Genomic DNA, 25,510 nt, shown 5'->3' with positions numbered 1-25,510 from the left:
TGCACAGGAAACCGAATATGCGCCTCGCTGCCCTACCGCTATTGCTTGCCCCTCTCTTTATTGCGCCAGTGGCCGTTGCGGCCACCAATTTGAGCGTTTGCACCGAGGCCAGCCCCGAAGGGTTCGATGTGGTGCAGTACAATTCGCTGACCACCACCAACGCCTCGGCCGATGTGCTGATGAACCGCCTGGTGGAATTCGACGCGGCCAGTGGCAAGTTGGTACCGAGCCTTGCGGACAGCTGGGAAGTGTCGCCCGATGGGCTCACGTACACCTTCAAGCTGCACCCCGATGTGAAATTCCATCGCACCAACTATTTCAGCCCAAGCCGCACCCTGACCGCCGAAGACGTGCGCTTCAGCTTCGAGCGCATGCTCGACCCGGCCAACCCGTGGCACAAGATCGCCCAGAGCGGCTTTCCTCACGCCCAATCCCTGCAATTGCCCACCCTGGTCAAGAAAATCGACGCCCTTGACCCGCTGACGGTGCGCTTCACCCTCGACCACGCCGACTCCACCTTCCTGCCGGCGCTGAGCATGGGCTTTGCCTCGATCTACCCGGCCGAATATGCCGACAAACTGCTCAAGGCAGGCACACCCGAGAAGCTCAACAGCCAGCCCATCGGCACCGGCCCCTTTGTGTTCGTGCGTTTCCAGAAAGACGCCGTGGTGCGTTACAAGGCCAACCCGGACTACTTCGCTGGCAAACCGGCGGTGGATAACCTGATTTTCGCCATCACCCCGGACGCCAACGTACGCCTGCAGAAGCTGCATCGCGATGAATGCCAGATCGCCCTGTCGCCCAAGCCCCTGGATGTGGGCGAGGCCGAAAAAGACCCGGCGCTGAAGGTGGAAAAAACCGCCGCGTTCATGACCGCATTCGTCGCCATCAACAGCCAGCACCCGCCGCTGGACAAGCCCGAAGTACGCCAGGCAATCAACCTGGCCTTTGATAAGGGCAGCTACCTCAAGGCCGTGTTCGAAGGCACCGCCGAAGCGGCCAACGGTGTCTACCCGCCGAACACCTGGAGCTATGCCAAAGAGTTGCCAGGCTACCCGCAGGACCTCGCCAAAGCCAAGGCGCTGCTGGGCCGCGCCGGGCTCAAGGACGGCTTCAAGACCACAATATGGACCCGCCCTACCGGCAGCCTGCTCAACCCCAACCCGAACCTCGGCGCCCAACTGTTGCAGGCCGACCTGGCCAAGGTTGGCATCCAGGCCGAGATTCGCGTGATCGAATGGGGCGAGTTGATCCGCCGCGCCAAGGCCGGCGAGCACGACTTGCTGTTCATGGGCTGGGCCGGCGACAACGGCGACCCGGATAACTTCCTGACGCCGCAGTTCTCCTGCGCCGCGGTAAAGTCCGGCACCAACTTCGCCCGCTATTGCGACCCCACCCTGGATAAGTTGATCAGTGCCGGCAAAACCACCAGCGAGCAAGGTGTGCGCAGCAAGCTGTATCAACAGGCCCAGGCGCAGATCCAGCAACAGGCGCTGTGGCTGCCGCTGGCGCACCCAATGGCGTTTGCCTTGACCCGCAAGAACATCGACGGGTACCAGGTAAGCCCATTCGGCCGCCAGGACTACTCGAAGGTCAACCTCAAGCCCTAAGCCCCACCACCTGTAGGAGCGAGCTTGCTCGCGAAAATCGCCAACGATAACGCGGCAAGCCTGACGCCCCGCGGGGTTCTCAGGTTTTTCGCGAGCAAGCTCGCTCCTACAAAGGCAGGGTTATTACAGCCAACCGTATTCAGCCATCGACAATGGATCACCATCGCCCACGATGATGTGGTCCAGCACCCGCACATCCACCACGTCCAGCGCCTTTTGCAGCAACTTGGTCAATTTTCGATCAGCCGCGCTGGGCTCCGCACTCCCCGACGGGTGGTTGTGACACAGGATCAACGCCGCCGCGTTGTACGCCAAGGCGCGCTTGACCACTTGTCGCGGATAGACAATCGCAGCGTCGATGGTGCCCTGGGAAATGACCTCGAACCCCAGCACCCGATGCTTTGAGTCCAGGAACAGGCAGCCGAATATCTCATGGGGCTCATGGCGCAGCAGCGCCTTGAGGTACTCGCGCACGGCCAACGGGCTCTCCAGCACCGAGTCAGCTCGCAAGCGCTCGGCCAGGTGGCGCCGGGACATTTCCAGTACCGCCTGCAGTTGAGCGAACTTCGCCGGGCCCAGCCCCAGATGCTGGCTGAACAGCGTCTGGCTGGCCTCCAGTAACGGGCGCAGGCCACCGAATTGCGCCAGCAGATGGCGCGCCAGATCCACCGCACTTCGGCCGGCAACCCCCGTACGCAGGAAAATCGCCAACAGCTCGGCATCGGACAGGCTCGCTGCGCCGCCTTCCAATAACTTCTCCCGCGGACGCTCCGCCACGGGCCAATCACGAATACTCATCCCACCTCCCTGTATCTGCTCCGCTGTTGCCCGGCGGGCGCTGTGTTATCGTAGGGCCCTCTTTTTTGCCGGCGATTTCACCTGGGGAGGGGTCATCGCAGGCGTCACTGAACTGGCATCACTGAACTGGAAAGGCAAACCAATGCAGCGTCTGTATCGGAAACGCATCGTTCTCGGCGTCGGCGGCGGCATTGCCGCCTACAAGAGCGCAGAGTTGGTTCGCAGGCTCCTGGACCAGGGCGCCGAAGTGCGCGTGGTCATGACCCGTGGTGGTAGCGAGTTCATCACCCCGCTGACCATGCAGGCCCTGTCCGGCCACCCGGTTCACCTCGACCTGCTGGACCCGGCAGCAGAAGCCGCCATGGGCCATATCGAACTGGCCAAATGGGCCGACCTGGTGTTGATCGCCCCGGCCACCGCCGACCTGATCGCCCGCCTGGCCCAGGGCATTGCCGATGACCTGCTGACCACCCTGGTATTGGCCACCGACGCCACCGTCGCTATCGCTCCGGCCATGAACCAGGCCATGTGGCGCGACCCGGCCACCCAAGCCAATACCCAACTCCTGCAAACCCGCGGCCTCAAGGTGTTCGGCCCGGCGTCCGGCAGCCAGGCCTGCGGCGACGTCGGCCTGGGCCGCATGCTCGAAGCCACCGACCTCGCGCAATGCGCCGCCGAGTGCTTCCAGCACCTGGCCCTGACCGGCAAGCACGTGCTGATCACGGCTGGCCCAACCCAGGAAAACATCGACCCGGTGCGCTACATCACCAACCATAGCTCAGGAAAAATGGGCTTTGCGCTGGCAGAAGCTGCGGTCGAGGCAGGCGCACGGGTCACACTGATTACCGGCCCCGTGCATCTGCCCACCCCTGATCGCGTCACGCGAATCGACGTAGTCAGCGCCCGGGACATGTTGGCGGCCTGCGAAGCCGCCATTCCCTGCGACCTGTTTATCGCCTCGGCAGCGGTTGCGGATTACCGCCCGGAGGTCGTCGCCCCGCAGAAGCTCAAGAAAGACCCTACGAGCGGCGACGGCCTGCTCCTGCAAATGGTGCGTAACCCGGACATCCTGGCCACCATCGCCACCCGTCCAGACCGTCCGTTCAGCGTCGGCTTCGCTGCGGAGACCGAGCACCTGCTGGACTACGCCGCACGCAAACTGAAAGACAAAAACCTCGACCTGATCGTTGCCAATGATGTCGCCAACCCGAGCATCGGCTTCAACAGCGAGGAAAATGCGTGCAGCGTGATCGACCGCGAACTGCACGCCACCCTTTTCGCCCAGACCAGCAAGGGCAAGATTGCCCGCCAACTGATCTCTTTTATCGCCCAACGGCTGAACCAGGTTTAATCTCCATGCACGCTTTGCAAGCCAAGATCCTCGACCCACGCCTCGGCGACGAATTCCCCCTGCCGGCCTACGCCACACCGGGCTCCGCCGGCCTGGACCTGCGCGCCATGCTCAAGCAAGACACCGTCCTTGAGCCGGGCCAGACCCTCCTGATTCCCACCGGCCTGTCGATCTATGTCGGCGATCCTGGCTTGGCGGCGTTGATCCTGCCGCGCTCCGGCCTGGGCCACAAACATGGCATCGTGCTCGGCAACCTGGTCGGCCTGATCGACTCCGACTACCAGGGCGAGTTGATGGTGTCGTGCTGGAACCGTGGCCAGACTGCTTTCAACATCGCCATCGGCGAGCGCATCGCCCAGTTGGTACTGGTGCCGGTGGTGCAGGCGCATTTTGAATTGGTGCAGGAGTTTGACGAAACCCAACGCGGCGCAGGCGGTTTTGGGCATTCCGGCAGTCACTGACTAAGCTGAACGTGGCCGGACGCCATCGTCCGGCCACGCGCCACCGCCCGGCTTTTCAGGATGAAGAATGCGCGGAAATAATCATCGAGATTTCTCTAATGAAATCAAAGGACTACGTAAAAATAATGCTAGCGCCAAAGCGCCGATGGCATTTTTACACCACGAACTCTCTGCCGAAAACGCCGTCATACCCTTCAGTTTGAGCCTGCCGGCCAGCCACATCAGGCCTGCCTTGCCCCCTTTCAGATGGAGTTTCCCCCGCGATGAGTACCGCAGCCCGCGTAGCCCCGACCTTTCCCGACAGCATTTTTCGCGCCTATGACATCCGTGGTGTGGTCCCCAAGACCCTGACCGCCGAAACCGCCTACTGGATCGGCCGCGCCATCGGCTCCCAGAGCCTGGCCCAGGGCGAACCCAACGTTTCGGTAGGCCGTGACGGCCGCTTGTCCGGCCCGGAGCTGGTCGAGCAACTGATCCAGGGCCTGGCTGACAGCGGCTGCCACGTCAGCGACGTCGGCCTGGTACCAACCCCCGCGCTGTACTACGCCGCCAACGTACTGGCGGGCAAATCCGGGGTCATGCTCACCGGCAGCCACAACCCGTCGGACTACAACGGGTTCAAGATCGTCATCGCTGGCGACACCCTGGCCAATGAACAGATCCAGGCCCTGCACACCCGCCTCAAGACCAACGACTTGACCAGCGGCACCGGCAGCATCACCAAGGTCGATATCCTCCAGCGCTACTCAGATGAAATCACCCGTGACGTCAAGCTCGCCCGCCGCCTGAAAGTCGTGGTGGACTGCGGCAACGGCGCAGCCGGCGTGATTGCCCCGCAACTGCTCGAAGCCCTGAACTGCGAAGTGATCCCACTGTTCTGCGAAGTGGACGGCAACTTCCCCAACCATCACCCAGACCCAGGCAAGCCGGAAAACCTGGTGGACCTGATCGCCAAGGTCAAAGAAGTGGGCGCCGACGTCGGCCTGGCCTTCGATGGCGACGGCGACCGTGTAGGCGTGGTGACCGAAACCGGCGAGATCGTGTTCCCGGACCGCCTGCTGATGCTGTTTGCCCGTGACGTAGTGGCGCGCAACCCCAACGCCGAGATCATCTTCGACGTGAAATGCACTCGCCGCCTCACGCCATTGATCAAGGAATACGGCGGTCGCCCGCTAATGTGGAAGACCGGCCACTCGTTGATCAAAAAGAAAATGAAGGAAACCGGCGCGCTGTTGGCCGGTGAAATGAGCGGCCACGTGTTCTTCAAGGAGCGCTGGTTCGGGTTTGACGACGGCATTTACAGCGCCGCTCGTCTGCTGGAGATCCTTAGCAAGGAGAAATCCACGGCCGAAGAGCTGTTTCAGACCTTCCCGAATGATATTTCTACGCCTGAGATCAATATCCATGTGACCGAGGAGAGCAAATTCAGCATCATTGACGCATTGCACGATGCGCAATGGGGTGAAGGCGCCAACCTGACCACCATTGATGGTGTGCGAGTCGATTACGCCAAAGGCTGGGGCCTGGTTCGCGCGTCCAACACCACACCGGTACTGGTCCTGCGTTTCGAGGCGGATACCGAAGCGGAGTTGCAGCGCATCAAGGACGTGTTCCACGCCCAGTTGAAACGTGTTGCCCCTGATCTCCAATTACCGTTCTGATTTTTTGCCCGGAGCCCTGAATGACCCTCGAACGCGAAGCCGCTGCCAACACCGCCAAGGTCCTGTCCGAAGCGTTGCCTTATATTCGACGCTATGTCGGCAAGACGCTGGTGATCAAGTACGGCGGCAATGCCATGGAAAGCGATGAGCTGAAAACCGGCTTTGCCCGCGACATCGTGCTGATGAAGGCCGTGGGGATCAACCCGGTGGTCGTTCACGGCGGCGGCCCGCAAATCGGCGACCTGCTCAAGCGTTTGTCGATCGAGAGTCACTTCATCGATGGCATGCGTGTCACTGACGCGCAAACCATGGACGTGGTGGAAATGGTCCTCGGTGGCCAGGTCAACAAAGACATCGTCAACCTGATCAACCGCCACGGCGGCAGCGCCATCGGCCTGACCGGCAAGGATGCGGAGCTGATCCGTGCGAAAAAGCTCACCGTTACCCGCAAGACGCCCGAGATGACCCAGCCGGAAATCATCGATATCGGCCAGGTGGGTGAAGTGGTGGGCGTGAACACCGACCTGCTCAACCTGCTGGTCAAGGGTGACTTCATCCCGGTGATCGCGCCGATTGGCGTGGGCGCCAATGGCGAGTCGTACAACATCAACGCCGACCTGGTAGCGGGCAAAGTGGCAGAAGCGTTGAAGGCCGAAAAGCTGATGCTGCTGACCAACATCGCCGGCCTGATGGACAAGGAAGGCAAGGTACTGACCGGCTTGACCACCCAACAGGTGGATGACCTGATCGCCGACGGCACCATCTACGGCGGCATGCTGCCCAAGATCCGCTGCGCGCTGGAAGCAGTGCAAGGCGGCGTCGGCAGCTCGCTGATCCTGGACGGTCGGGTACCGAATGCAATCCTGTTGGAAATCTTCACCGATACCGGTGTGGGTACGCTGATCAGCAACCGCAAGCGTCCTTAATCGCTGCAAACAAAAAAGCCCCGCTCAATTCAATTGAGCGGGGCTTTTTTTGTAGGAGCGAGCTTGCTCGCGAAAAACGTCAACGATAACGCGTGCTTCCTGAATGAACGCGGCGCCTGGGAGTTTTTCGCGAGCAAGCTCGCTCCTACAGCGAGACCAGTGTCAGACGCCGAACTGCTCGCGGTATGCACGCACAGCTGGCAAATGCTGCTTGAGCTGCGGGTCATCTTCCAGGAACTGCAACACCTGGTTCAGCGACACGATGCTCACCACCGGAATGCCGAAGTCACGCTCCACTTCCTGGATCGCCGACAACTCACCGTTGCCGCGCTCCTGGCGGTTCAAGGCGATCAGCACACCGGCAGCCTTGGCGCCGTCCTGGGAAGCGATGATCTGCATCACTTCACGGATAGCAGTGCCCGCGGTGATCACGTCATCAATGATCAGCACATCGCCGGTCAACGGCGCGCCAACCAGGCTGCCGCCTTCACCATGGGCCTTGGCTTCCTTACGGTTGAAACACCACGGCAGGTCCTGCCCGTGATGCTCCGCCAGGGCGACCGCTGTCGCCGCAGCCAGGGGAATACCCTTGTAGGCCGGGCCAAAGAGTACGTCGAAGGAAATACCGCTCTCAACGATGGCTGCCGCATAGAAACGGCCCAGCTGAGCCAGGGCCGAACCTGAGTTGAACAGGCCCGCATTGAAGAAGTACGGGCTGGTGCGCCCGGACTTGAGTGTGAATTCACCGAAGCGTAAAACGCCGCGATCGATGGCAAAACGAATGAAATCGCGCTGATACGCCTGCATGAAAAAAGCCTCAGATACCACGGATTTAGCTAATTGGGTGGACGGCGTGTATCATACACGCACGCGATTTTTGGGGCCATTTATGCGGATCATCAGTGTGAACGTTAATGGTATTCAGGCTGCAGTCGAGCGTGGTTTGCTCAGTTGGCTGCAAGCACAGAATGCCGACGTCATCTGCCTGCAGGACACCCGTGCCTCCGCCTTTGAACTGGACGACCCAGCCTTCCAACTGGATGGCTACTTCCTTTATGCCTGCGATGCCGAAGTGCCCACCCAAGGTGGCGTGGCTTTGTACTCGCGGTTGCAACCCAAGGCGGTCATCAGCGGCCTCGGCTTCGAGACAGCCGACCGCTACGGGCGTTACCTGCAAGCCGATTTCGACAAGGTCAGCATCGCGACCTTGCTGCTTCCTTCCGGGCAGAACGGCGATGAAGACTTGAACCAGAAATTCAAGCTAATGGACGATTTCGCCCGTTACTTGGATAAACAGCGGCGCAAACGTCGCGAGTACATTTATTGTGGCTCGCTGTACGTGGCGCAACAGAAGCTGGATATCAAGAACTGGCGCGACAGCCAGCAATCCCCAGGCTTCCTGGCGCCGGAACGCGCCTGGATGGACGAGATTGTCGGCAACATGGGCTATGTCGATGCCCTGCGTGAAGTCAGCCGCGAAGGCGACCAGTACAGCTGGTGGCCAGATAACGAACAGGCTGAGATGCTCAACCTGGGCTGGCGTTTCGACTACCAGCTGCTGACCCCAGGCCTGCGCCGGTTCGTACGCAGCGCACGCCTGCCGCGCCAGCCGCGCTTCTCGCAGCACGCGCCGCTGATCGTGGACTACGACTGGACATTGACCATCTGAGGTCATTCTCCAGGCACAAAAAAAACCGACAGTGATGTCGGTTTTTTTGTGGCCGCTCGGTTACTTGACCAGGCGCCAGGTCCACGGATACCGATAGACAATGCCTTTGTTGGCCTTGATACCGGCGATGATCGTCAGTATCAACGCCCCGATCACCAGCACGGTCATCAGCAAGAAGCCGACCACCACAAAGCCCAGCAACAGGCACACCAGCCAGGCGATCGCCACGGTGATCTGGAAATTCAGCGCCTCCTTGCCCTGGTCATCGACGAGCGGGTCCATGTCTTTCTTGAACTGCCACAGGATCAACGGCCCCAACAAGCTGCCGAAGGGGAATACCAACCCCAGGAATGCCGCGAAATGACACAACATTGCCCACTGGCGTACTTCCTTGGACGGTGCCGGAACCGGCAACTGGCTGTCACTCATGGCGTTTCTCCTTGGGGCGGGCTCAGTCAGCCAGCGCGGCGTTCTGCAATTCAAAGATTTCGGTCATGCCTTTCTGGGCCAAGGCCAGCATGGCGTTCAGCTCAGCCGGCTGGAATGGCGCGCCTTCGGCAGTGCCCTGCACTTCGATGAAACCACCGGTGCTGGTCATGACCACGTTGAGGTCGGTCTCGGCGGCCGAGTCTTCCAGGTAGTCCAGGTCCAGCACAGGCTCGCCCTGGTACATGCCAACCGAGACAGCGGCGATCATCTGCTTGAGCGGGTCACCCGCTTTCAGGCCGCCGCGCTTCTTGATCACTTTCAAAGCGTCAACCAGGGCAACCATGGCGCCGGTGATGGATGCCGTGCGGGTACCGCCGTCAGCCTGGATCACGTCGCAGTCAACATAGAGAGTGACGTCACCCAGCTTGGACATATCCAAAGCGGCACGCAGGGAGCGGCCGATCAGGCGCTGGATTTCCAGGGTACGCCCGCCTTGCTTGCCACGGCTGGCTTCACGCTGGTTACGCTCGCCAGTGGCGCGCGGCAGCATGCCGTATTCAGCGGTCAACCAACCTTGGCCCTGGCCCTTGAGAAAGCGCGGCACGCCGTTTTCGACGCTGACAGTGCAGATGACCTTGGTATCGCCAAACTCGACCAGTACAGATCCCTCGGCGTGTTTGGTGTAGTTGCGGGTGATGCGGATCGAGCGGAGCTGATCGGCAGCGCGACCACTTGGACGTTTCATAGGGGATACCTGTACTGAGGACGAAAAACTGCCGAGCATTATAGAGCCGCAAGCCGGTTCGGGGCACTTCTAAAAAATCCGGTTACTAATGCCCGTGTTTGGGTGCCTCCTCCCACTGCGCTACAATCCTGCGCCTCAAGACGGTAGGAGCGAGCTTGCTCGCGAAAAACGTCAACGATTACGGGGCCTTCCTGATTAAACGCGGTGCCCTTGCGTTCTTCGCGAGCAAGCTCGCTCCTACGGGTGGGCCTGGTCAATTTCTATTTATCCAACGCGAGGTACCTCCATGGTGCACAGCATGACCGCCTTCGCCCGTGTCGAAAAAGCCGGGGCCCAAGGCACCCTCAGCTGGGAACTGCGCTCGGTCAACAGCCGTTACCTGGAGCCGCACCTGCGCCTGCCAGAGTCGTTCCGCGACCTCGAAGGAGCGGTGCGTGAAGCGCTGCGCCAGGGCATCTCCCGTGGCAAGCTGGAATGCACCTTGCGCTTTACCGAAGAAACCACCGGCAAGCCGCTGCAGGTTGACCGCGACCGCGCCGCCCAACTGGTGGCCGCGGCCGAAACCATCGCTGGGCTGATCAAGCAGCCGGCCGCATTGAACCCTCTGGAAGTATTGGCCTGGCCCGGCGTGCTGGTGGCCGACGCGGCCGACCCGCAGGCCCTGAATGCCGAAGCCCTCGCCCTGTTCAACCAGGGCCTGAAGGAACTCAAGGCCGGCCGCGAGCGCGAAGGCGCCGAGCTGGCGCGCCTGATCAACGAGCGGTTGACGTCGATCGAAGCCGACGTGGTGACCCTGCGCGAACTGGTACCGCAGATGCTCGCCACCCAACGCCAGAAGGTCCTCGACCGCTTTACCGACATGAAAGCCGACCTCGACCCGACGCGCCTGGAACAGGAAATGGTCCTGCTCGCGCAGAAGAGCGACGTGGCCGAAGAACTCGACCGCCTGAGCACCCATATCCTTGAAGTGCGCCGCGTACTCAAGTCGGGCGGTGCCGCCGGTCGGCGCCTGGACTTCCTGATGCAGGAACTCAACCGCGAAGCCAATACACTGGGCTCCAAAGCGTTCGACCCGCGCAGCACCACGGCGGCGGTCAACCTCAAAGTGTTGATCGAGCAAATGCGCGAACAAGTACAGAATATTGAGTAAGGCACCCTCCATGACCCACAGCACCGGCACCCTTTACATCATTTCCGCCCCTTCGGGCGCGGGCAAAAGCAGCCTGGTCAAGGCCTTGACCGACGCCGACGAGCAGATCCGCATTTCGGTCTCCCACACCACCCGTGCCATGCGCCCGGGCGAAGTGGACGGCGTGCACTATCACTTCGTCGAGCGTACCGAGTTCGTCAAGATGATCGAGCACGGTGACTTCCTGGAGCGCGCCGAAGTGTTCGGCAACCTCTACGGCACCTCGCAGAGCCACCTGCAACAGACCCTGGACGAAGGCCACGACCTGATCCTGGAGATCGACTGGCAGGGCGCCGAACAAGTGCGCCAGCTGATGCCCAAGGCGCGCTCCATCTTCATCCTGCCGCCCTCGCTCCAAGCCCTGCACCAGCGCCTGACCAACCGCGGCCAGGACAGCGACGAGATCATCGAGGGGCGCATGCGTGAGGCCGTCAGCGAAATGAGCCACTACGTCGACTACGACTACCTGATCATCAATGACGACTTTGCCCACGCACTGGACGATTTGAAGGCGATTTTCCGCGCCAATCAACTGCAGCAAAAGCGCCAACAGCAACGTTTCGGCAAATTACTCGCCGAATTGCTTGGCTGATTGGCTCTTCCCAAAACAGCTGCAAGGGCCTTACATTGGCACTTGTAGCGGTTTTGCGAAGGCCTGCGAAAAATCAGCGCTTCCCTAAACGCTGGTGATTTTTTAAACTGCTCAGTCCGCTCGCCCAACCGGGCAGCGCGCATCTTGCATTCGCTCCGAGGAATACCATGGCCCGCGTAACCGTTGAAGACTGCCTAGAACACGTGGATAACCGCTTTGAGCTGGTCATGCTCTCTACCAAGCGTGCCCGTCAACTGGCCACTGGCGGCAAAGAGCCCCTGGTCCAGTGGGAAAACGACAAGCCTACCGTTGTAGCGCTGCGTGAAATCGCTGAAGGCCTGATGAGCTACGAGTTCATCGCCAACGCCGAAATCGTTGAAGACGAACCGCTGTTTGCAGCGTTCGAAGGCGAGTCCAACGAGGACGTCTAAGCCTATGCCTGGTCGACGTAGCACGGCGCGGGGTCACAGCCATCGGCAGGAGTTCACACTTTGCCGAGCATAGACGCCCTCGCCGATCGCTTATCGGCCTACCTCGGCGCAGACCAGGTCAACCTGGTTCGCCGAGCGTATTTCTACGCCGAACAAGCCCACGACGGCCAGCGCCGACGTAGCGGCGAGGCGTATGTCACCCATCCTCTTGCGGTGGCCAATATTCTTGCCGACATGCACATGGACCATCAGAGCTTGATGGCCGCGATGCTGCATGACGTGATCGAAGACACCGGCATTGCCAAGGAAGCGCTCAGTGCGCAATTTGGCGAAACCGTGGCCGAGCTGGTCGATGGGGTCAGCAAGCTGACCCAGATGAACTTCGAGACCAAGGCCGAAGCCCAGGCGGAAAACTTCCAGAAGATGGCCATGGCCATGGCCCGAGACATTCGGGTGATCCTGGTCAAGCTGGCCGACCGGCTGCACAACATGCGCACGCTGGAAGTGCTGTCCGGCGAAAAACGCCGGCGCATCGCCAAGGAAACCCTGGAAATCTATGCGCCCATCGCCAACCGGCTGGGCATGCACGCCATTCGTATCGAATTCGAAGACCTTGGCTTTAAAGCCATGCACCCCATGCGTTCGGCGCGCATCTACCAGGCGGTCAAGCGCGCACGGGGCAACCGCAAGGAAATCGTCAACAAGATCGAAGAGTCCCTGAGCCATTGCCTGGCGATCGACGAGATCGAGGGCGAGGTCAGCGGCCGGCAGAAGCACATCTACGGCATCTACAAGAAGATGCGCGGCAAGCGTCGGGCCTTCAACGAGATCATGGACGTGTATGCGTTCCGGATCATCGTCGACAAGGTCGATACCTGCTACCGCGTACTGGGTGCTGTACACAATTTGTACAAACCCCTGCCAGGCCGCTTCAAGGACTACATCGCAATTCCCAAGGCCAACGGCTACCAGTCGCTGCATACCACGCTGTTTGGCATGCACGGGGTGCCGATCGAGATCCAGATCCGCACCCGCGAAATGGAAGAGATGGCCAACAACGGCATCGCCGCCCATTGGCTGTACAAGTCCAGCGGCGACGAGCAGCCTAAAGGCACCCATGCCCGTGCGCGCCAATGGGTCAAGGGCGTGCTGGAAATGCAGCAACGTGCCGGCAACTCCCTGGAATTTATCGAAAGCGTGAAGATCGACCTGTTCCCGGACGAGGTCTACGTATTCACGCCCAAAGGCCGGATCATGGAGCTGCCCAAAGGCTCCACGGCGGTCGACTTTGCCTACGCGGTGCACACCGATGTCGGCAACAGCTGCATTGCCTGTCGCATCAACCGGCGCCTGGCCCCGCTGTCGGAGCCGCTGCAAAGCGGTTCCACGGTGGAGATCGTCAGCGCACCGGGCGCTCGCCCGAACCCGGCCTGGCTCAACTTTGTAGTCACCGGCAAGGCGCGTACGCATATTCGCCACGCGCTGAAATTGCAGCGCCGCTCCGAGTCCATCAGCCTGGGCGAACGCCTGCTGAACAAGGTGCTCAACGGCTTCGACAGCGCCTTGGACAAGATCCCGCAAGAGCGCGTGCAAGCGATGCTCCACGAGTACCGCCAGGAAACCATCGAAGACCTGCTGGAAGATATCGGCCTGGGCAATCGCATGGCCTACGTGGTCGCCCGACGCCTGCTGGGCGAAGGCGAACAGCTGCCGAGCCCTGAAGGCCCGCTGGCGATTCGCGGCACCGAAGGCCTGGTGCTCAGCTACGCCAAATGTTGCACGCCGATCCCGGGCGACCCGATTGTCGGCCACTTGTCCGCAGGCAAAGGCATGGTGGTGCACCTGGACAACTGCCGCAACATCACCGAAATCCGCCACAACCCGGAAAAATGCATCCAGCTCTCGTGGGCCAAGGATGTCACCGGCGAATTCAACGTCGAGCTGCGGGTGGAGCTGGAACACCAGCGCGGACTGATCGCCCTGCTGGCCAGCAGCGTCAACGCCGCCGACGGCAATATCGAGAAAATCAGCATGGACGAACGCGATGGTCGCATCAGCGTGGTCCAACTGGTGGTCAGCGTGCACGACCGCGTGCACCTGGCCCGCGTGATCAAAAAGTTGCGCGCCTTGACCGGTGTGATCCGCATCACCCGCATGCGTGCATAACCGATCCATTACAAGGAGTCATTCATGACCAAGACAGTTATCACCAGCGATAAAGCACCAGCTGCCATCGGCACTTATTCCCAGGCGATCAAGGCGGGCAACACCGTCTACATGTCCGGCCAGATCCCACTGGACCCAAAGACCATGGAACTGGTTGAAGGCTTCGAAGCCCAGACCGTACAGGTCTTTGAAAACCTCAAGTCCGTGGCTGAAGCTGCCGGTGGTTCGTTCAAGGACATCGTCAAGCTGAACATCTTCCTCACCGACCTCAGCCACTTCGCCAAGGTCAACGAGATTATGGGCAAGTACTTCGAACAACCTTACCCAGCCCGCGCCGCCATCGGCGTTGCCGCCCTGCCAAAGGGCGCACAGGTTGAGATGGACGCCATTCTGGTCATCGAGTAAAACACCCGGCGCAGCCCCAACAGGCTGCGCCGACTTCGTTTCAGAAGGATTTCGTAATGCGCAAAGCGCTTGTAGCCTCCTCGTTGCTCGCCCTGCTGCTCGGCGGCTGTGCCAGCAACCCCGCCGACCTGGATGTGAGCGGCACCTGGATCAACCAGGCCGCCATCGACGCGGCGGCCAAGGGCGGCCCTTTGCGTGAAGCCCTGCAATCCTATGGCCCTAACCTTGAGTGGGAGGTCAACACCAAGGCCTTGCAGGCGCGCTACTACAACGGTTTTGAAGTGGCGGAAGGCAAGTTGTCGGGTGAAAAGCCCGGCGCGTGGAACGTGGACTTCTATGGCAGCTCTGCCACCGAACTCAAGCGCAAAGGCAAGCAACTGCTGCAAGTGGCCAACGACAATGAGCCCGAGCAGCTGTTTGCCCGCGCCAAAGACCCGGCCCCAGAAGGCGCGCCACTGGGCGCCAACTTCGAACGCGCACTGTACGCGGCCTATATGGGCGGTGACTGGAAGATCAGCGACGGCACCGGCAGCGGCGCCACGGTGCAGTTCCAGGCTGACGGCAAAGTCGCCGGCCTGCCGGGGGTTGATCGCTATTCACTCTGCCTGGCAGGCGATTGCGCCTCCATGAGCGGCGGCTACGACAGCATCTGGCTGCAACTGAACGGCCAGGGCAACCCATGGATCTTCGCGCGCAAGGGTGAGCAACTGGAGATCTTCCAGGCGATCAATACCGCGCAGGCCGATGAAGTGCCTTCGTTTACGCCAGGCCCGCGCCAGTGGCTGCTTGAAAAGTAATAAAAGTCTCACTTGATCAAAATGTGGAAGCTGGCTTGCCTGCGAGAATCGTAGGTCTCCACACAACTCGATCAACGGTAACCACGATGCGAAGCGAGTCGCTCTTGATCTTGATCTGCTTTTGATCTCAGGCGCCCCGTTAAACCACGCTGGCCGGAATTCGACAGGGATTTGGGGGGTAAACCGGCAGGGATGCCGGTTTACCCCCCAAATCCCTGGCGGATTACGGGCACACCGAGCCTAGGCGAGGTGCCGAGTGGTGGGGCAAGAGCGTTTTGCTTACTTTTGCGCTTTTCAAAAGTGAGCCGCTGTCAGAGCGGAACCCTAGGTGGCCGTTACCTAAATAACGGATATGTACCCGGTTCAACTGTGTTGACTGTGAGGCCGTCTTCGCAGGCAAGCCAGCTCCCACATTTGGATGGTGGTGTGTCAGCCAGATCAGCGTCGCCTTTCAGGCCGTCACGGGAGCAAGCTCCCTCGCCACAGGTCCAGCGTCGGCTCTAAGTTGTGTAGATACCTATGCTGCGATGACGGTATTACATCCAACAAAGATGTGATGGATATACCGCCATCGCAGGCAAGCCAGCTCCCACATTTTTTACCGCGCTTCAGCCTTTCAGGATCGCCGCATAGCCTTCCCGGTAAGTCGGGTATGTCGGCACCCAGCCCAACGCCTTGATACGCGCATTACTGCATTGTTTGCTGCCAGCACGGCGCACACTGGCGTCCTCGGCCCACTCAGTCACACCCAAGTACTCGCGCAACCAGGCCACCACCTCGGCCAGGGGTGCCGGCGCATCGTCAACGCCGATGTAGACCTTGTCCAGCGAGCCGCCCTTTTCCACATGCCGCAGCAAAAAGGCGAGCAGGCCCGCGGCGTCATCGGCGTGGATACGGTTGCCATACAACGGCGGATCAACCGCTACGCGGTAGCCTTGACGCACCTGGGTCAGCAGCCATTCACGGCCAGGTCCGTAGATGCCGGTCAAGCGCACGATGGTCGCTGGAATACCGCTATTGAGCGCCACTTGCTCAGCTTCCAGCATCACCTGCCCGGAATAACCCTTCGCTTGCGTCTCGGACGTTTCGTCGACCCACTCGCCGTTTTGCTGCCCATACACACTGCTGCTGGAAACAAACAGCAAATGCTTGGGCGTCTGGCCGTAGTCGTCCAGCCACTCCAACACATGCAGCAACCCTTGCACGTAGGCGGCGCGATAGCCGGCTTCGTCGTGGTCAGTGGCGGCGGCGCAATACACCAGGTAATCCACCCCGCCGATGGGCCAGGTATCAGGGCAACCCTTTTTGAACAGATCGCCAGCGATGCCGATCACGCCGTCGGGCAGGCGTGAAATATCGCGGCGCAGGCCGTGGACCTCCCATTCCGAGGCCAGCAATTGGCTAGCCAGCCGACTACCCACATCACCGCAACCGGCAATCACAACAGAAGGCGCAGACATCACAAAACTCCGTTCTTAAAGGCGCAGAGTAGCCGCCAGACATGACCAACGGCCAGAAAAAGCACAAATAAAGTTACTGTATTACTTCTGTTAACAAGAATTACTTGCAATAATGACCGCCCATTTGTCCTCGACCCTTTGGGTCTGGAAGGACGATCACCCATTTTTTCTCTCAGGTCCGGCCAGCATGACACGTCATACAACCCCCGCTTCGCCAACCAAGCTTCACAGTCCCTCCCGCGCCTGGCGTGCGATTGCTGCGATGCTGTTCAGCGTACTGCTGGCACCGACCGCCGCATTCGCTGACGCCACCGCCCCCGCCGCTCCAGCAGCCGCCGAGCAAAATGCCGCGACCCCGGCAGCGCCTGCCGTCGCGCCCGTGGCCACCGACCCAGCCCAGGCCGCCGGTGCTGCCGCACCTGCCGACGAAACCGGTGTGGTGCTGGAAGAAGACAACACCCTGGGCATGGCCCACGACCTGTCGCCATGGGGCATGTACCAGAATGCTGACGTGGTGGTGAAAGCCGTCATGATCGGCCTGGCCATCGCCTCGATCATCACCTGGACCATCTGGATTGCCAAAGGCTTCGAGCTGTTGGGCGCCAAGCGTCGTCTGCGTGCTGAAATCGTCCACCTGAAAAAAGCCACCACCCTCAAGGAAGCGAGCGAAACCGCGACCAAGAAGGGCACCCTGGCCAACCTGCTGGTGCACGACGCACTGGAAGAAATGCGCCTGTCGGCCAATACCCGCGAAAAAGAAGGCATCAAGGAGCGCGTCAGCTTCCGCCTGGAGCGCCTGGTTGCCGCCTGCGGCCGTAACATGAGCAGCGGCACCGGCGTACTCGCCACCATCGGTTCCACCGCGCCCTTCGTCGGCCTGTTCGGTACCGTGTGGGGCATCATGAACAGCTTCATCGGCATCGCCAAAACCCAGACCACCAACCTCGCCGTCGTTGCCCCCGGCATCGCCGAAGCCCTGCTGGCGACCGCACTGGGCCTGGTTGCCGCCATTCCTGCGGTGGTCATCTACAACGTCTTCGCCCGTTCGATTGCCGGCTACAAGGCCCAGGTGTCGGATGCATCGGCTGAAGTCCTGTTGCTGGTCAGCCGTGACCTCGATCACCTGCCTACCGAGCGCAGCTCGCAACCGCACATGGTGAAAGTGGGGTAATCGGCCATGGGCCTGCATTTGAATCAAGGCGACGACGAACTCGTCGAGAACCACGAAATCAACGTCACGCCGTTTATCGACGTGATGCTGGTGCTGCTGATCATCTTCATGGTGGCCGCACCGCTGGCGACCGTGGACATCAAGGTGGACCTGCCTGCGTCCAGCGCCAAGCCGGCGCCGCGGCCAGAGAAACCGATCTTCCTCAGCGTCAAGGCGGACCAACGCCTGTTCCTGGGCGAAGAAGAAGTCAAGGCTGAAACCCTGGGGCCGGTGCTGGACGCCAAGACCCAAGGCAAGAAAGACACGACGATCTTCTTCCAGGCCGACAAAGGCGTGGACTACGGCGACCTGATGAGCGTGATGGATGCCCTGCGGGCAGCCGGCTACCTCAAGGTCGGCCTGGTCGGACTTGAGACGGCAGCCAAGAAATGATCACGACGCGCCACAAACTGACGCGTTATGGCACCAGCCTCGCCGTCGTGCTGGGCGTGCATGCCGTCGCGATCATCATCGCGCTCCAATGGTCTGCGCCGCAGGCGATCCAGCTGCCACCCGCCGCCATGGTCATCGACCTGGCGCCGCTGCCAGCGCCACCGCCGCCTCCAGCACCGCCCAAGGTCGTTGCGCCGCCGCCACCACCGGTCGAAGAGCTGCCCCTGCCAAAGCTGGCCGAGGCGCCCAAGCCAACGATTCAGGTGCCCAAGCCGGTCAAGCCCAAGCCTAAGCCACAACCGCCAAAGCCGGTGGAGAAGAAGCCCGAGCCGCCCAAGGAGAAACCTTCCGAGGAGCCGCCGAGCGAAACGCCGCCGAGCAACGCACCTGCGCAGAAGTCCGCACAGCCTACGCCGGGCCCATCGGCACAGCAGCTGGCCGCCCAGGCTTCCTGGCAAAGCACGTTGCTGGCGCATCTGCAGAAGTACAAGAAGTACCCGCCTGGCGCCCAACGCAGTGGCAAGGAAGGTATGAACCGCTTGCGCTTCGTGGTCGATGGTGAAGGCAATGTGCTGTCTTACGAACTGGAAGGCCGCTCCGGCAACGCCGACCTGGACCGTGCAACCCTTGAGATGATCCGCAAGGCTCAGCCGCTACCCAAACCACCGGCCGACCTGTTGAAAAACGGCAGCGTCGAACTGGTCGCACCGTTCGTTTACAACATCGACAAGCGTCGCCGCTGACAGAGCCCTGTGGGAGGGACTCGCTCCCTCCCACATGCGCTTTCTTACCTCAGCAAAATTCCGACATTTCCCACTCAATCCACAGCAAAGTTCTGATAACGTGCGTCTATCGATTGCAGCCGGTATGCTTGGCCCGCAACCTCATGGACGCCCGCTATGACTCTTACAGAATTACGCTACATCGTGACCCTCGCCCAAGAACAGCACTTCGGCCATGCAGCCGAGCGTTGCCACGTCAGCCAGCCGACGCTGTCGGTGGGCGTGAAAAAGCTTGAAGACGAACTCGGTGTGCTGATTTTCGAGCGCAGCAAGAGCGCCGTGCGCCTCACCCCGGTGGGCGAAGGCATCGTTGCCCAGGCCCAGAAGGTCCTGGAACAAGCGCAAAGCATTCGCGAACTGGCCCAGGCCGGCAAGAACCAGCTGACCGCACCGCTCAAGGTTGGCGCGATCTACACAGTCGGCCCCTACCTGTTCCCGCACCTGATCCCGCAACTGCACCGCGTCGCGCCGCAGATGCCGCTGTATATCGAAGAAAACTTCACCCACGTGCTGCGCGACAAACTGCGCAACGGCGAGCTGGACGCGATCATCATCGCCCTGCCCTTCAACGAGGCGGACGTGTTGACCCTGCCGCTCTACGACGAGCCGTTCTACGTGCTGATGCCGGCCTCCCATCCGTGGACCAAGAAGGACACCATCGACGCCGGCCTGCTCAATGACAAGAGCCTGCTGCTGCTCGGTGAAGGCCACTGCTTCCGCGACCAGGTGCTGGAAGCCTGCCCGACCCTCACCAAGGGCAACGACGGCGCCAAGCACACCACGGTGGAATCCAGTTCCCTGGAAACCATTCGCCATATGGTCGCTTCCGGCCTGGGCATTTCGATCCTGCCGCTGTCGGCTGTGGACAGCCATCACTACGCCCAAGGCGTAATCGAAGTGCGCCCACTCACGCCGCCGGTGCCGTTCCGTACCGTGGCGATTGCCTGGCGCGCCAGCTTCCCGCGCCCCAAAGCGATTGAGATCCTCGCGGACTCGATCCGCCTGTGTTCGGTGGCCAAGCCGCCCGTTGCGAGCTAAGCCACGGTATGACTGAGCTGTCGCAGGTGTCGGTGACGGCACTCAAGGGTGTCGGTGAGGCCATGGCCGAGAAGCTGGCCAAGGTCGGCCTGGAGAACCTTCAGGACGTGCTGTTCCACCTGCCCCTGCGCTACCAGGACCGCACCCGCGTGGTGCCCATCGGCCATTTGCGCCCTGGGCAGGACGCGGTGATCGAAGGCACCGTCAGCGGCGCCGACGTGGTGATGGGCAAGCGCCGCAGCCTGGTGGTGCGCCTGCAGGACGGCACTGGCGGCTTGAGCCTGCGCTTCTACCACTTCAGTAACGCGCAGAAGGAGGGCCTCAAGCGTGGTACCCGTGTGCGCTGCTACGGCGAGGCACGCCCCGGCGCATCGGGCCTGGAAATCTACCACCCGGAATACCGCGCCATTACCGGCGATGAGCCGCCACCGGTGGATACCACGCTCACGCCGATCTACCCGCTGACCGAGGGCTTGACCCAGCAACGCCTGCGCCAGTTGTGCATGCAGACCCTGACCATGCTCGGCCCGCAAAGCCTGCCCGATTGGCTGCCCTTGGAGCTGGCCCGCGACTATCAATTGGCGCCCCTGGCCGATGCGATTCGGTATTTGCATCACCCGCCCGCCGATGCCGATGTGGACGAGCTCGCCCTCGGCCATCACTGGGCCCAACATCGCCTGGCCTTTGAAGAACTGCTCACGCACCAGCTGTCCCAGCAACGCCTGCGCGAAAGCATGCGTTCCCTGCGCGCCCCGGCGATGCCCAAGGCCACCCGGCTGCCCGCACAATACCTGGCCAACCTCGGCTTTGCGCCCACCGGCGCGCAACAGCGCGTGGGCAATGAAATCGCCTACGACCTCAGCCAGCAAGAACCGATGCTGCGGTTGATCCAGGGTGACGTGGGGGCAGGCAAAACCGTGGTCGCTGCCCTCGCCGCCCTGCAAGCCCTGGAAGCTGGCTATCAAGTGGCGCTGATGGCACCGACGGAAATCCTCGCCGAACAACACTTCATCACCTTCAAACGCTGGCTCGAACCGCTGGGCCTGGAGGTGGCGTGGCTGGCTGGCAAGCTCAAAGGCAAGAACCGCGTCGCCGCCCTGGAGCAGATCGCCGCCGGCGCACCGATGGTGGTGGGCACCCATGCACTGTTCCAGGACGAAGTGCAGTTCAAGAACCTTGCGCTGGTGATCATCGACGAACAGCACCGCTTTGGCGTGCAACAGCGCCTGGCCCTGCGCCAGAAAGGCGTGGGCGGGCGTATGAACCCGCACCAGTTGATCATGACCGCCACGCCGATCCCACGCACTCTGGCCATGAGCGCCTACGCCGACCTCGACACCTCGATCCTCGACGAACTGCCGCCGGGGCGAACGCCGGTCAACACCGTGCTGGTCACCGACACGCGGCGCGTCGAAGTGATCGAGCGCGTGCGCGGCGCCTGCGCCGAAGGTCGCCAGGCGTACTGGGTATGCACCCTGATCGAAGAGTCCGAAGAACTGACCTGCCAGGCCGCCGAAACCACCTATGAAGACCTCACCAGCGCCTTGGGTGAGCTCAAGGTCGGGTTGATCCATGGCCGTATGAAACCGGCGGAAAAAGCCGCGGTGATGGCCGAGTTCAAGGCCGGCAACCTGCAATTGCTGGTGGCTACCACGGTGATTGAAGTGGGCGTGGACGTCCCCAACGCCAGCCTGATGATCATCGAAAACCCCGAGCGCCTGGGCCTGGCGCAACTGCACCAGTTGCGCGGGCGGGTTGGCCGGGGCAGCGCCGCCAGCCACTGCGTGCTGCTCTATCACCCGCCGCTGTCGCAGATCGGTCGCCAGCGCCTAGGCATCATGCGCGAAACCAACGACGGTTTTGTCATCGCCGAAAAAGACCTCGAACTGCGCGGCCCCGGCGAAATGCTCGGCACGCGCCAGACAGGCCTCTTGCAATTCAAGGTCGCCGACCTGATGCGCGATGCCGACCTGCTGCCCGCCGTGCGCGATGCTGCGCAAGCGTTGCTCGAACGTTGGCCCGATCACGTCAGCCCCTTGCTCAACCGCTGGCTGCGCCACGGCCAGCAATACGGCCAAGTCTGACCCTCATCCTGTAGGAGCGAGCTTGCTCGCGAAGAACGCCAACGATAACGCGGACATTCTGGGTGATCGCGCCGTCCGGAAGCTCTTCGCGAGCAAGCTCGCTCCTACAGGGGGATCGGCGCGCAGCCAACCTCGTCACAAAGAACACTTATCCGACCAACACCCGTATCAAGCTGGTTATACTCCAATGACTGTAAGAAATTGGATCAGGCCATGTCAGAAGTTGCCCTCGCCACAGCCCCACTGACCGCCCCGCCGGTCATTCGGGCGCTGCTCGCAAAGCTCGCCATCCCCTACACGGAAGTCATCGAACAGCCTGGCCTGAACCCTGCCCGAAAGGTCCAGGCGGTGTTGCTTGAGGATGCGGTTGGCGCGCTCATGGTGCTGTTCCCCCAAAGCCAGTTGCTGGACCTCAACCGCCTCGCCGAACTCACCGGTCGCCGCCTCACGGCCGTGGCCCCCGAGCGTGTCGAGCGGATGTTGGGCAAGCATGACCTGAGCCTGCTGCCAGGCTTGCCGCCCCTGACCAGTTCGCCATGCCTGTACGAAGGCCGCTTGCTCAATGAGCCGAGCCTGCTGGTGCATTCGGGCGAAGCCGGGCTGTTGCTGGAAATCCCCACCGACGCCTTCAAGAGCCTGCTCACCAAGGCCAGCGCCGCGCAGTTTGGCGAACCCTTGAGCAACATCCGCCCGAACCTCGACCGCCCCAATGATGACCGTGAGGAAATCACCCAGGCGATGCAAGCGTTCACCGCGCGCCGTATTCAGCAACGCCTGGAAGCGACCATCGAGATTCCGCCACTGGCCGACACCGCGCAGAAGATCATCAAGCTGCGTGTCGACCCCAACGCCACCATCGACGACATCACTGGCGTGGTGGAAACCGACCCGGCCCTCGCCGCCCAGGTCGTGAGCTGGGCCGCGTCGCCCTACTACGCCTCGCCGGGCAAGATCCGCTCAGTGGAAGACGCCATCGTGCGCGTGTTGGGCTTTGATCTTGTGATCAACCTGGCGCTGGGCCTGGCCCTGGGTAAAACCCTGAGCCTGCCCAAGGACCGTCCGCACCTGTCCACGCCGTACTGGCACCAGTCGATCTACACCGCCGCCGTGATTGAAGGCCTGACCCGCGCCATGCCCCGTGCCCAGCGCCCGGAAGCCGGCCTGACCTACCTGGCAGGTTTGCTGCACAACTTCGGCTACCTGCTGCTGGCCCACGTATTTCCGCCGCACTTCTCGCTGATCTGCCGGCACCTGGAGGTCAACCCGCACCTGTGCCACAGCTACGTCGAGCAACACTTGCTGGGCATCAGCCGCGAACAGATCGGCGCCTGGCTGATGCGCTACTGGGACATGCCGGACGAACTGTGCACCGCCCTGCGCTTCCAGCACGACCCCACGTATGACGGGCAATACGCCGAGTACCCAAACCTGGTGTGCCTGGCGGTGCGCCTGTTGCGCAGCAGGGGGATTGGCTCTGGGCCGGATGAAGCCATTCCGGACGCACTGCTTGAGCGCCTGGGCTTGAGCCGCGAGAAGGCGGAGGATGTGGTGGGTAAAGTGCTGGATGCCGAAGTGCTGTTGCGCGAATTGGCTTCGCAGTTCAGCCAGGGATAAACCTGCCGCCTGTTACACCGCTATCGCAGGCAAGCCAGCTCCCACAGTTGGCCGTATTTCAAAGGTGAAACGCGGTCACTGTGGGAGCTGGCTTGCCTGCGATGAATTCAACTCGGTCTACCTGCCCCCCCTCAATGTAGGAGCGAGCTTGCTCGCGAAAAACCTGAGAACACCGCGGGGCGCCAGGCAACCCGCGTCATCGTTACTTCTTTTTCTTCGGCTTCAGATACTTGGTCAGCCCCTGGAACCAGATCACCAGTGCCGGGTTGCCCTTGATCTGGATCGACTTGTCCTGAATCCCCGTCATGAACGCCAGTTGCTTATTCTTCGCCTGCATCGTGGCGAAGCCGTAGGCGGCATCCTTGAAGGCAATCGCGAAGGCCGGCGCCGGGTGGACACCTGAGCGGCTGGTGATGCGCTGGTCTTTGACGATGAAGTGACGGGCAACCTTGCCGTCGAGGGTCTGCAGCTGGAAGGCCAGGTCTTTATCACCCAGTTGCTGCTGGAAGGCGGGGTTGGTGCGGCTGGCTTTGCCCATCATCAGGCCCAGCACCCACAGGAGAAGACGAAATTTCATGCACACGGCCTCGGTGTATTTATTGGAGTGGCCGCAGCAGTGTAACGATTTGCAAAAAGAACGCCACCGATCTCGCGCTTTAGGCGCAGATCGGTTGGCGTTTAACGCTTATAGCAACAAGTACTTAAACGTTAGGGCACGGCACTGGCGCCCAATCGGCCAGGTTTGGATTGCGGCAGGTGGCTTCGATCTGGGTCTTGCCCGCAGTGGCGACCTGCTTGCTTTCAGCTTGCTTGGCCTGAACGGTCTGGATGCTGCGCTCGGTGGTTACCGCTTCTTTTGGCACTGTTGGCAGCACTGGCTTCTTGGCTGGCTTGACGGCTTTCTTGCCCTTGGCCGGAGCGACCACTGGCGTGGTATCGGCGGTGGCCACGGTCACCACATCGCTGCGCTGTACGCCGACCTGTTGCAGATCTTTCTCGTAAGCCTGGGTGTAGTTGTTCAGGTCTTCGCTGGCTTTGCCGTTGACCGTCACGATCAGGTCATTGGACTCCTTCAGGCCCGCGACGATTTCCGCCAGGCGCTTGCGGCCTTCGGTGTCGTTGACGGTCTTGGCCTTGCGATCAGCCACCAGCTTGGTGAATGCGCTCTGGTAGCACTGCTGCGACGCCTTGGCATAGGCGGTGCTGCGGTCGATGTCCGAGGCGCTTTTGTTGAAGTCGGTGGAGTAGGACGCGATGCGCTGGTTGTCATCGGTGATCTGCTTCTGGCGCTCGGTGTAGTAACCCGCCGCGCCTCCAGCCAGGGCGCCGCCTGCGGCACCGATCGCGGCATTGCGGCCACGGCTGTCCTTGTCGCCGGTCAGCGCGCCCAGCAGGGCACCGCCGGCCGCGCCGAGGGCTGCACCGGTAACGACCGACTTGGTCATGTCCGAATCGGTGGCGCGCAGGTGCTGCACCGGCTCGTAGCAGTTGGGGTAGTACTCGACCTTGGTGCTCGACGCTACCTTGGACGCAGGCGACGTAGCGCAACCAGTCAACACGGTGCTGAAACCAGCTGCGATCAGCAGCAGGTGACGCTTGGAAACCGCCTTACGGGAAAAAAGCATAGATGTGATCTCTGTTAAGTTTGACTTGCCCAGCACGGCCCACCGCCGCCTGAGTCCCTTCCAAGCTCGCTAGA

The 25,510-nt window shown here is 61.5% G+C and carries 24 protein-coding genes and 1 pseudogene; 18 read left to right on the top strand and 7 right to left on the bottom strand.

Annotated elements, in window-relative coordinates; genetic code table 11:
• The first annotated feature begins 17 nt into the window (after window positions 1–17).
• Window positions 18–1,610 (top strand): ABC transporter substrate-binding protein, encoded by a 1,593-nt coding sequence (locus V8689_RS00710; RefSeq protein WP_060766318.1) that lies wholly within the window; start codon window positions 18–20, stop codon window positions 1,608–1,610.
• Between the two features lie 123 nt (window positions 1,611–1,733).
• Here V8689_RS00710 and radC read toward each other — a convergent pair whose 3' ends face one another.
• Window positions 1,734–2,408, bottom strand: coding sequence for a RadC family protein (gene radC, locus V8689_RS00705; RefSeq protein ID WP_014720480.1), 675 nt, complete (start codon window positions 2,406–2,408; stop codon window positions 1,734–1,736).
• Between the two features lie 142 nt (window positions 2,409–2,550).
• Here radC and coaBC point away from each other — a divergent pair, with 142 nt between their 5' ends.
• From coaBC to argB, 4 genes and pseudogenes are all read left to right on the top strand, one after another.
• Window positions 2,551–3,759: a bifunctional phosphopantothenoylcysteine decarboxylase/phosphopantothenate--cysteine ligase CoaBC gene (coaBC, locus tag V8689_RS00700; RefSeq protein WP_003195481.1), complete on the top strand. Its 1,209-nt coding sequence runs from the start codon at window positions 2,551–2,553 to the stop codon at window positions 3,757–3,759.
• A gap of 5 nt (window positions 3,760–3,764) precedes the next feature.
• Complete coding sequence (gene dut / locus V8689_RS00695) at window positions 3,765–4,220, top strand: dUTP diphosphatase (protein WP_056790920.1); 456 nt, start codon at window positions 3,765–3,767, stop codon at window positions 4,218–4,220.
• 254 nt (window positions 4,221–4,474) lie between these two features.
• Window positions 4,475–5,881 (top strand): annotated as a pseudogene (locus V8689_RS00690) (phosphomannomutase/phosphoglucomutase); the annotation flags it as partial.
• A 20-nt stretch (window positions 5,882–5,901) separates the two neighbouring features.
• On the top strand, window positions 5,902–6,807 hold the full coding sequence (argB, locus tag V8689_RS00685) for an acetylglutamate kinase (RefSeq protein WP_056790918.1): 906 nt from the start codon (window positions 5,902–5,904) through the stop codon (window positions 6,805–6,807).
• Between the two features lie 162 nt (window positions 6,808–6,969).
• On the opposite strand, the gene pyrE is transcribed toward argB, so the two are convergent.
• A complete protein-coding gene (pyrE, locus tag V8689_RS00680; RefSeq protein WP_003195489.1) occupies window positions 6,970–7,614 on the bottom strand; it encodes an orotate phosphoribosyltransferase in 645 nt (214 codons plus the stop codon).
• An 82-nt stretch (window positions 7,615–7,696) separates the two neighbouring features.
• Between pyrE and V8689_RS00675 the strand changes: the two genes are divergently transcribed.
• The gene (locus V8689_RS00675; RefSeq protein ID WP_003195493.1) at window positions 7,697–8,476 is read left to right on the top strand and encodes an exodeoxyribonuclease III; all 780 of its coding nucleotides are present in this window, start codon (window positions 7,697–7,699) and stop codon (window positions 8,474–8,476) included.
• Between the two features lie 60 nt (window positions 8,477–8,536).
• Here V8689_RS00675 and V8689_RS00670 read toward each other — a convergent pair whose 3' ends face one another.
• Together V8689_RS00670 and rph are read right to left on the bottom strand one after the other, a co-directional pair.
• Complete coding sequence (locus tag V8689_RS00670) at window positions 8,537–8,905, bottom strand: DUF4870 domain-containing protein (RefSeq protein WP_056790913.1); 369 nt, start codon at window positions 8,903–8,905, stop codon at window positions 8,537–8,539.
• A gap of 22 nt (window positions 8,906–8,927) precedes the next feature.
• A complete protein-coding gene (rph, locus tag V8689_RS00665) occupies window positions 8,928–9,650 on the bottom strand; it encodes a ribonuclease PH (RefSeq protein ID WP_003195497.1) in 723 nt (240 codons plus the stop codon).
• Window positions 9,651–9,936: 286 nt separating this feature from the next.
• On the opposite strand from rph, the gene V8689_RS00660 reads away from it, so the two are divergent.
• The 6 genes from V8689_RS00660 to V8689_RS00635 all read left to right on the top strand — a co-directional run bounded on the left by V8689_RS00660 (window position 9,937) and on the right by V8689_RS00635 (window position 15,230).
• A complete protein-coding gene (locus V8689_RS00660; protein WP_003195504.1) occupies window positions 9,937–10,800 on the top strand; it encodes a YicC/YloC family endoribonuclease in 864 nt (287 codons plus the stop codon).
• A 10-nt stretch (window positions 10,801–10,810) separates the two neighbouring features.
• Window positions 10,811–11,431, top strand: coding sequence for a guanylate kinase (gmk, locus tag V8689_RS00655; protein ID WP_003195506.1), 621 nt, complete (start codon window positions 10,811–10,813; stop codon window positions 11,429–11,431).
• 167 nt (window positions 11,432–11,598) lie between these two features.
• On the top strand, window positions 11,599–11,862 hold the full coding sequence (gene rpoZ / locus V8689_RS00650; RefSeq protein WP_003195508.1) for a DNA-directed RNA polymerase subunit omega: 264 nt from the start codon (window positions 11,599–11,601) through the stop codon (window positions 11,860–11,862).
• 60 nt (window positions 11,863–11,922) lie between these two features.
• The gene (gene spoT / locus V8689_RS00645) at window positions 11,923–14,028 is read left to right on the top strand and encodes a bifunctional GTP diphosphokinase/guanosine-3',5'-bis pyrophosphate 3'-pyrophosphohydrolase (RefSeq protein WP_003195510.1); all 2,106 of its coding nucleotides are present in this window, start codon (window positions 11,923–11,925) and stop codon (window positions 14,026–14,028) included.
• A gap of 24 nt (window positions 14,029–14,052) precedes the next feature.
• Window positions 14,053–14,433, top strand: coding sequence for a RidA family protein (locus V8689_RS00640; protein WP_003176922.1), 381 nt, complete (start codon window positions 14,053–14,055; stop codon window positions 14,431–14,433).
• A gap of 56 nt (window positions 14,434–14,489) precedes the next feature.
• The gene (locus V8689_RS00635; RefSeq protein WP_003195513.1) at window positions 14,490–15,230 is read left to right on the top strand and encodes a hypothetical protein; all 741 of its coding nucleotides are present in this window, start codon (window positions 14,490–14,492) and stop codon (window positions 15,228–15,230) included.
• 608 nt (window positions 15,231–15,838) lie between these two features.
• On the opposite strand, the gene V8689_RS00630 is transcribed toward V8689_RS00635, so the two are convergent.
• Complete coding sequence (locus V8689_RS00630) at window positions 15,839–16,690, bottom strand: SDR family oxidoreductase (protein ID WP_056790910.1); 852 nt, start codon at window positions 16,688–16,690, stop codon at window positions 15,839–15,841.
• Window positions 16,691–16,877: 187 nt separating this feature from the next.
• Here V8689_RS00630 and exbB point away from each other — a divergent pair, with 187 nt between their 5' ends.
• The 6 genes from exbB (at window position 16,878) to V8689_RS00600 (ending at window position 23,811) form a co-directional block, all read left to right on the top strand.
• Entirely contained in the window at window positions 16,878–17,861 is a 984-nt protein-coding gene (gene exbB / locus V8689_RS00625; RefSeq protein WP_032894531.1) for a tonB-system energizer ExbB, read from the top strand.
• A gap of 6 nt (window positions 17,862–17,867) precedes the next feature.
• On the top strand, window positions 17,868–18,293 hold the full coding sequence (gene exbD, locus V8689_RS00620; protein WP_003195519.1) for a TonB system transport protein ExbD: 426 nt from the start codon (window positions 17,868–17,870) through the stop codon (window positions 18,291–18,293).
• Window positions 18,290–19,036 carry an energy transducer TonB family protein gene (locus V8689_RS00615; protein WP_003195521.1) on the top strand — a complete coding sequence of 249 codons (747 nt, stop codon included), beginning with the start codon at window positions 18,290–18,292 and terminating at the stop codon, window positions 19,034–19,036. Before exbD ends, V8689_RS00615 begins: the two co-directional genes overlap by 4 nt.
• A 156-nt stretch (window positions 19,037–19,192) precedes the next feature.
• Complete coding sequence (locus V8689_RS00610) at window positions 19,193–20,113, top strand: hydrogen peroxide-inducible genes activator (protein ID WP_003195523.1); 921 nt, start codon at window positions 19,193–19,195, stop codon at window positions 20,111–20,113.
• A gap of 8 nt (window positions 20,114–20,121) precedes the next feature.
• Window positions 20,122–22,197, top strand: a complete 2,076-nt coding sequence (gene recG, locus V8689_RS00605; protein ID WP_003195525.1) for an ATP-dependent DNA helicase RecG — start codon at window positions 20,122–20,124, stop codon at window positions 22,195–22,197.
• A gap of 213 nt (window positions 22,198–22,410) precedes the next feature.
• The gene (locus tag V8689_RS00600) at window positions 22,411–23,811 is read left to right on the top strand and encodes an aminoacyl-tRNA deacylase and HDOD domain-containing protein (protein ID WP_056790907.1); all 1,401 of its coding nucleotides are present in this window, start codon (window positions 22,411–22,413) and stop codon (window positions 23,809–23,811) included.
• Window positions 23,812–24,013: 202 nt separating this feature from the next.
• Here V8689_RS00600 and V8689_RS00595 read toward each other — a convergent pair whose 3' ends face one another.
• Window positions 24,014–24,388 carry a hypothetical protein gene (locus tag V8689_RS00595; RefSeq protein WP_003195530.1) on the bottom strand — a complete coding sequence of 125 codons (375 nt, stop codon included), beginning with the start codon at window positions 24,386–24,388 and terminating at the stop codon, window positions 24,014–24,016.
• Window positions 24,389–24,512: 124 nt separating this feature from the next.
• Window positions 24,513–25,436, bottom strand: coding sequence for a type VI secretion system-associated lipoprotein TagQ (gene tagQ, locus V8689_RS00590; RefSeq protein WP_044269897.1), 924 nt, complete (start codon window positions 25,434–25,436; stop codon window positions 24,513–24,515).
• Window positions 25,437–25,510 lie beyond the last annotated feature (74 nt).

The sequence above is a fragment of the Pseudomonas sp. AK181 genome (assembly GCF_051122975.1).
Taxonomy (GTDB): Bacteria; Pseudomonadota; Gammaproteobacteria; order Pseudomonadales; family Pseudomonadaceae; genus Aquipseudomonas; species Aquipseudomonas lactis.
Note: the sequence above shows the minus strand (reverse complement) of the source record. Positions and strands in the feature narration are given on the sequence as shown.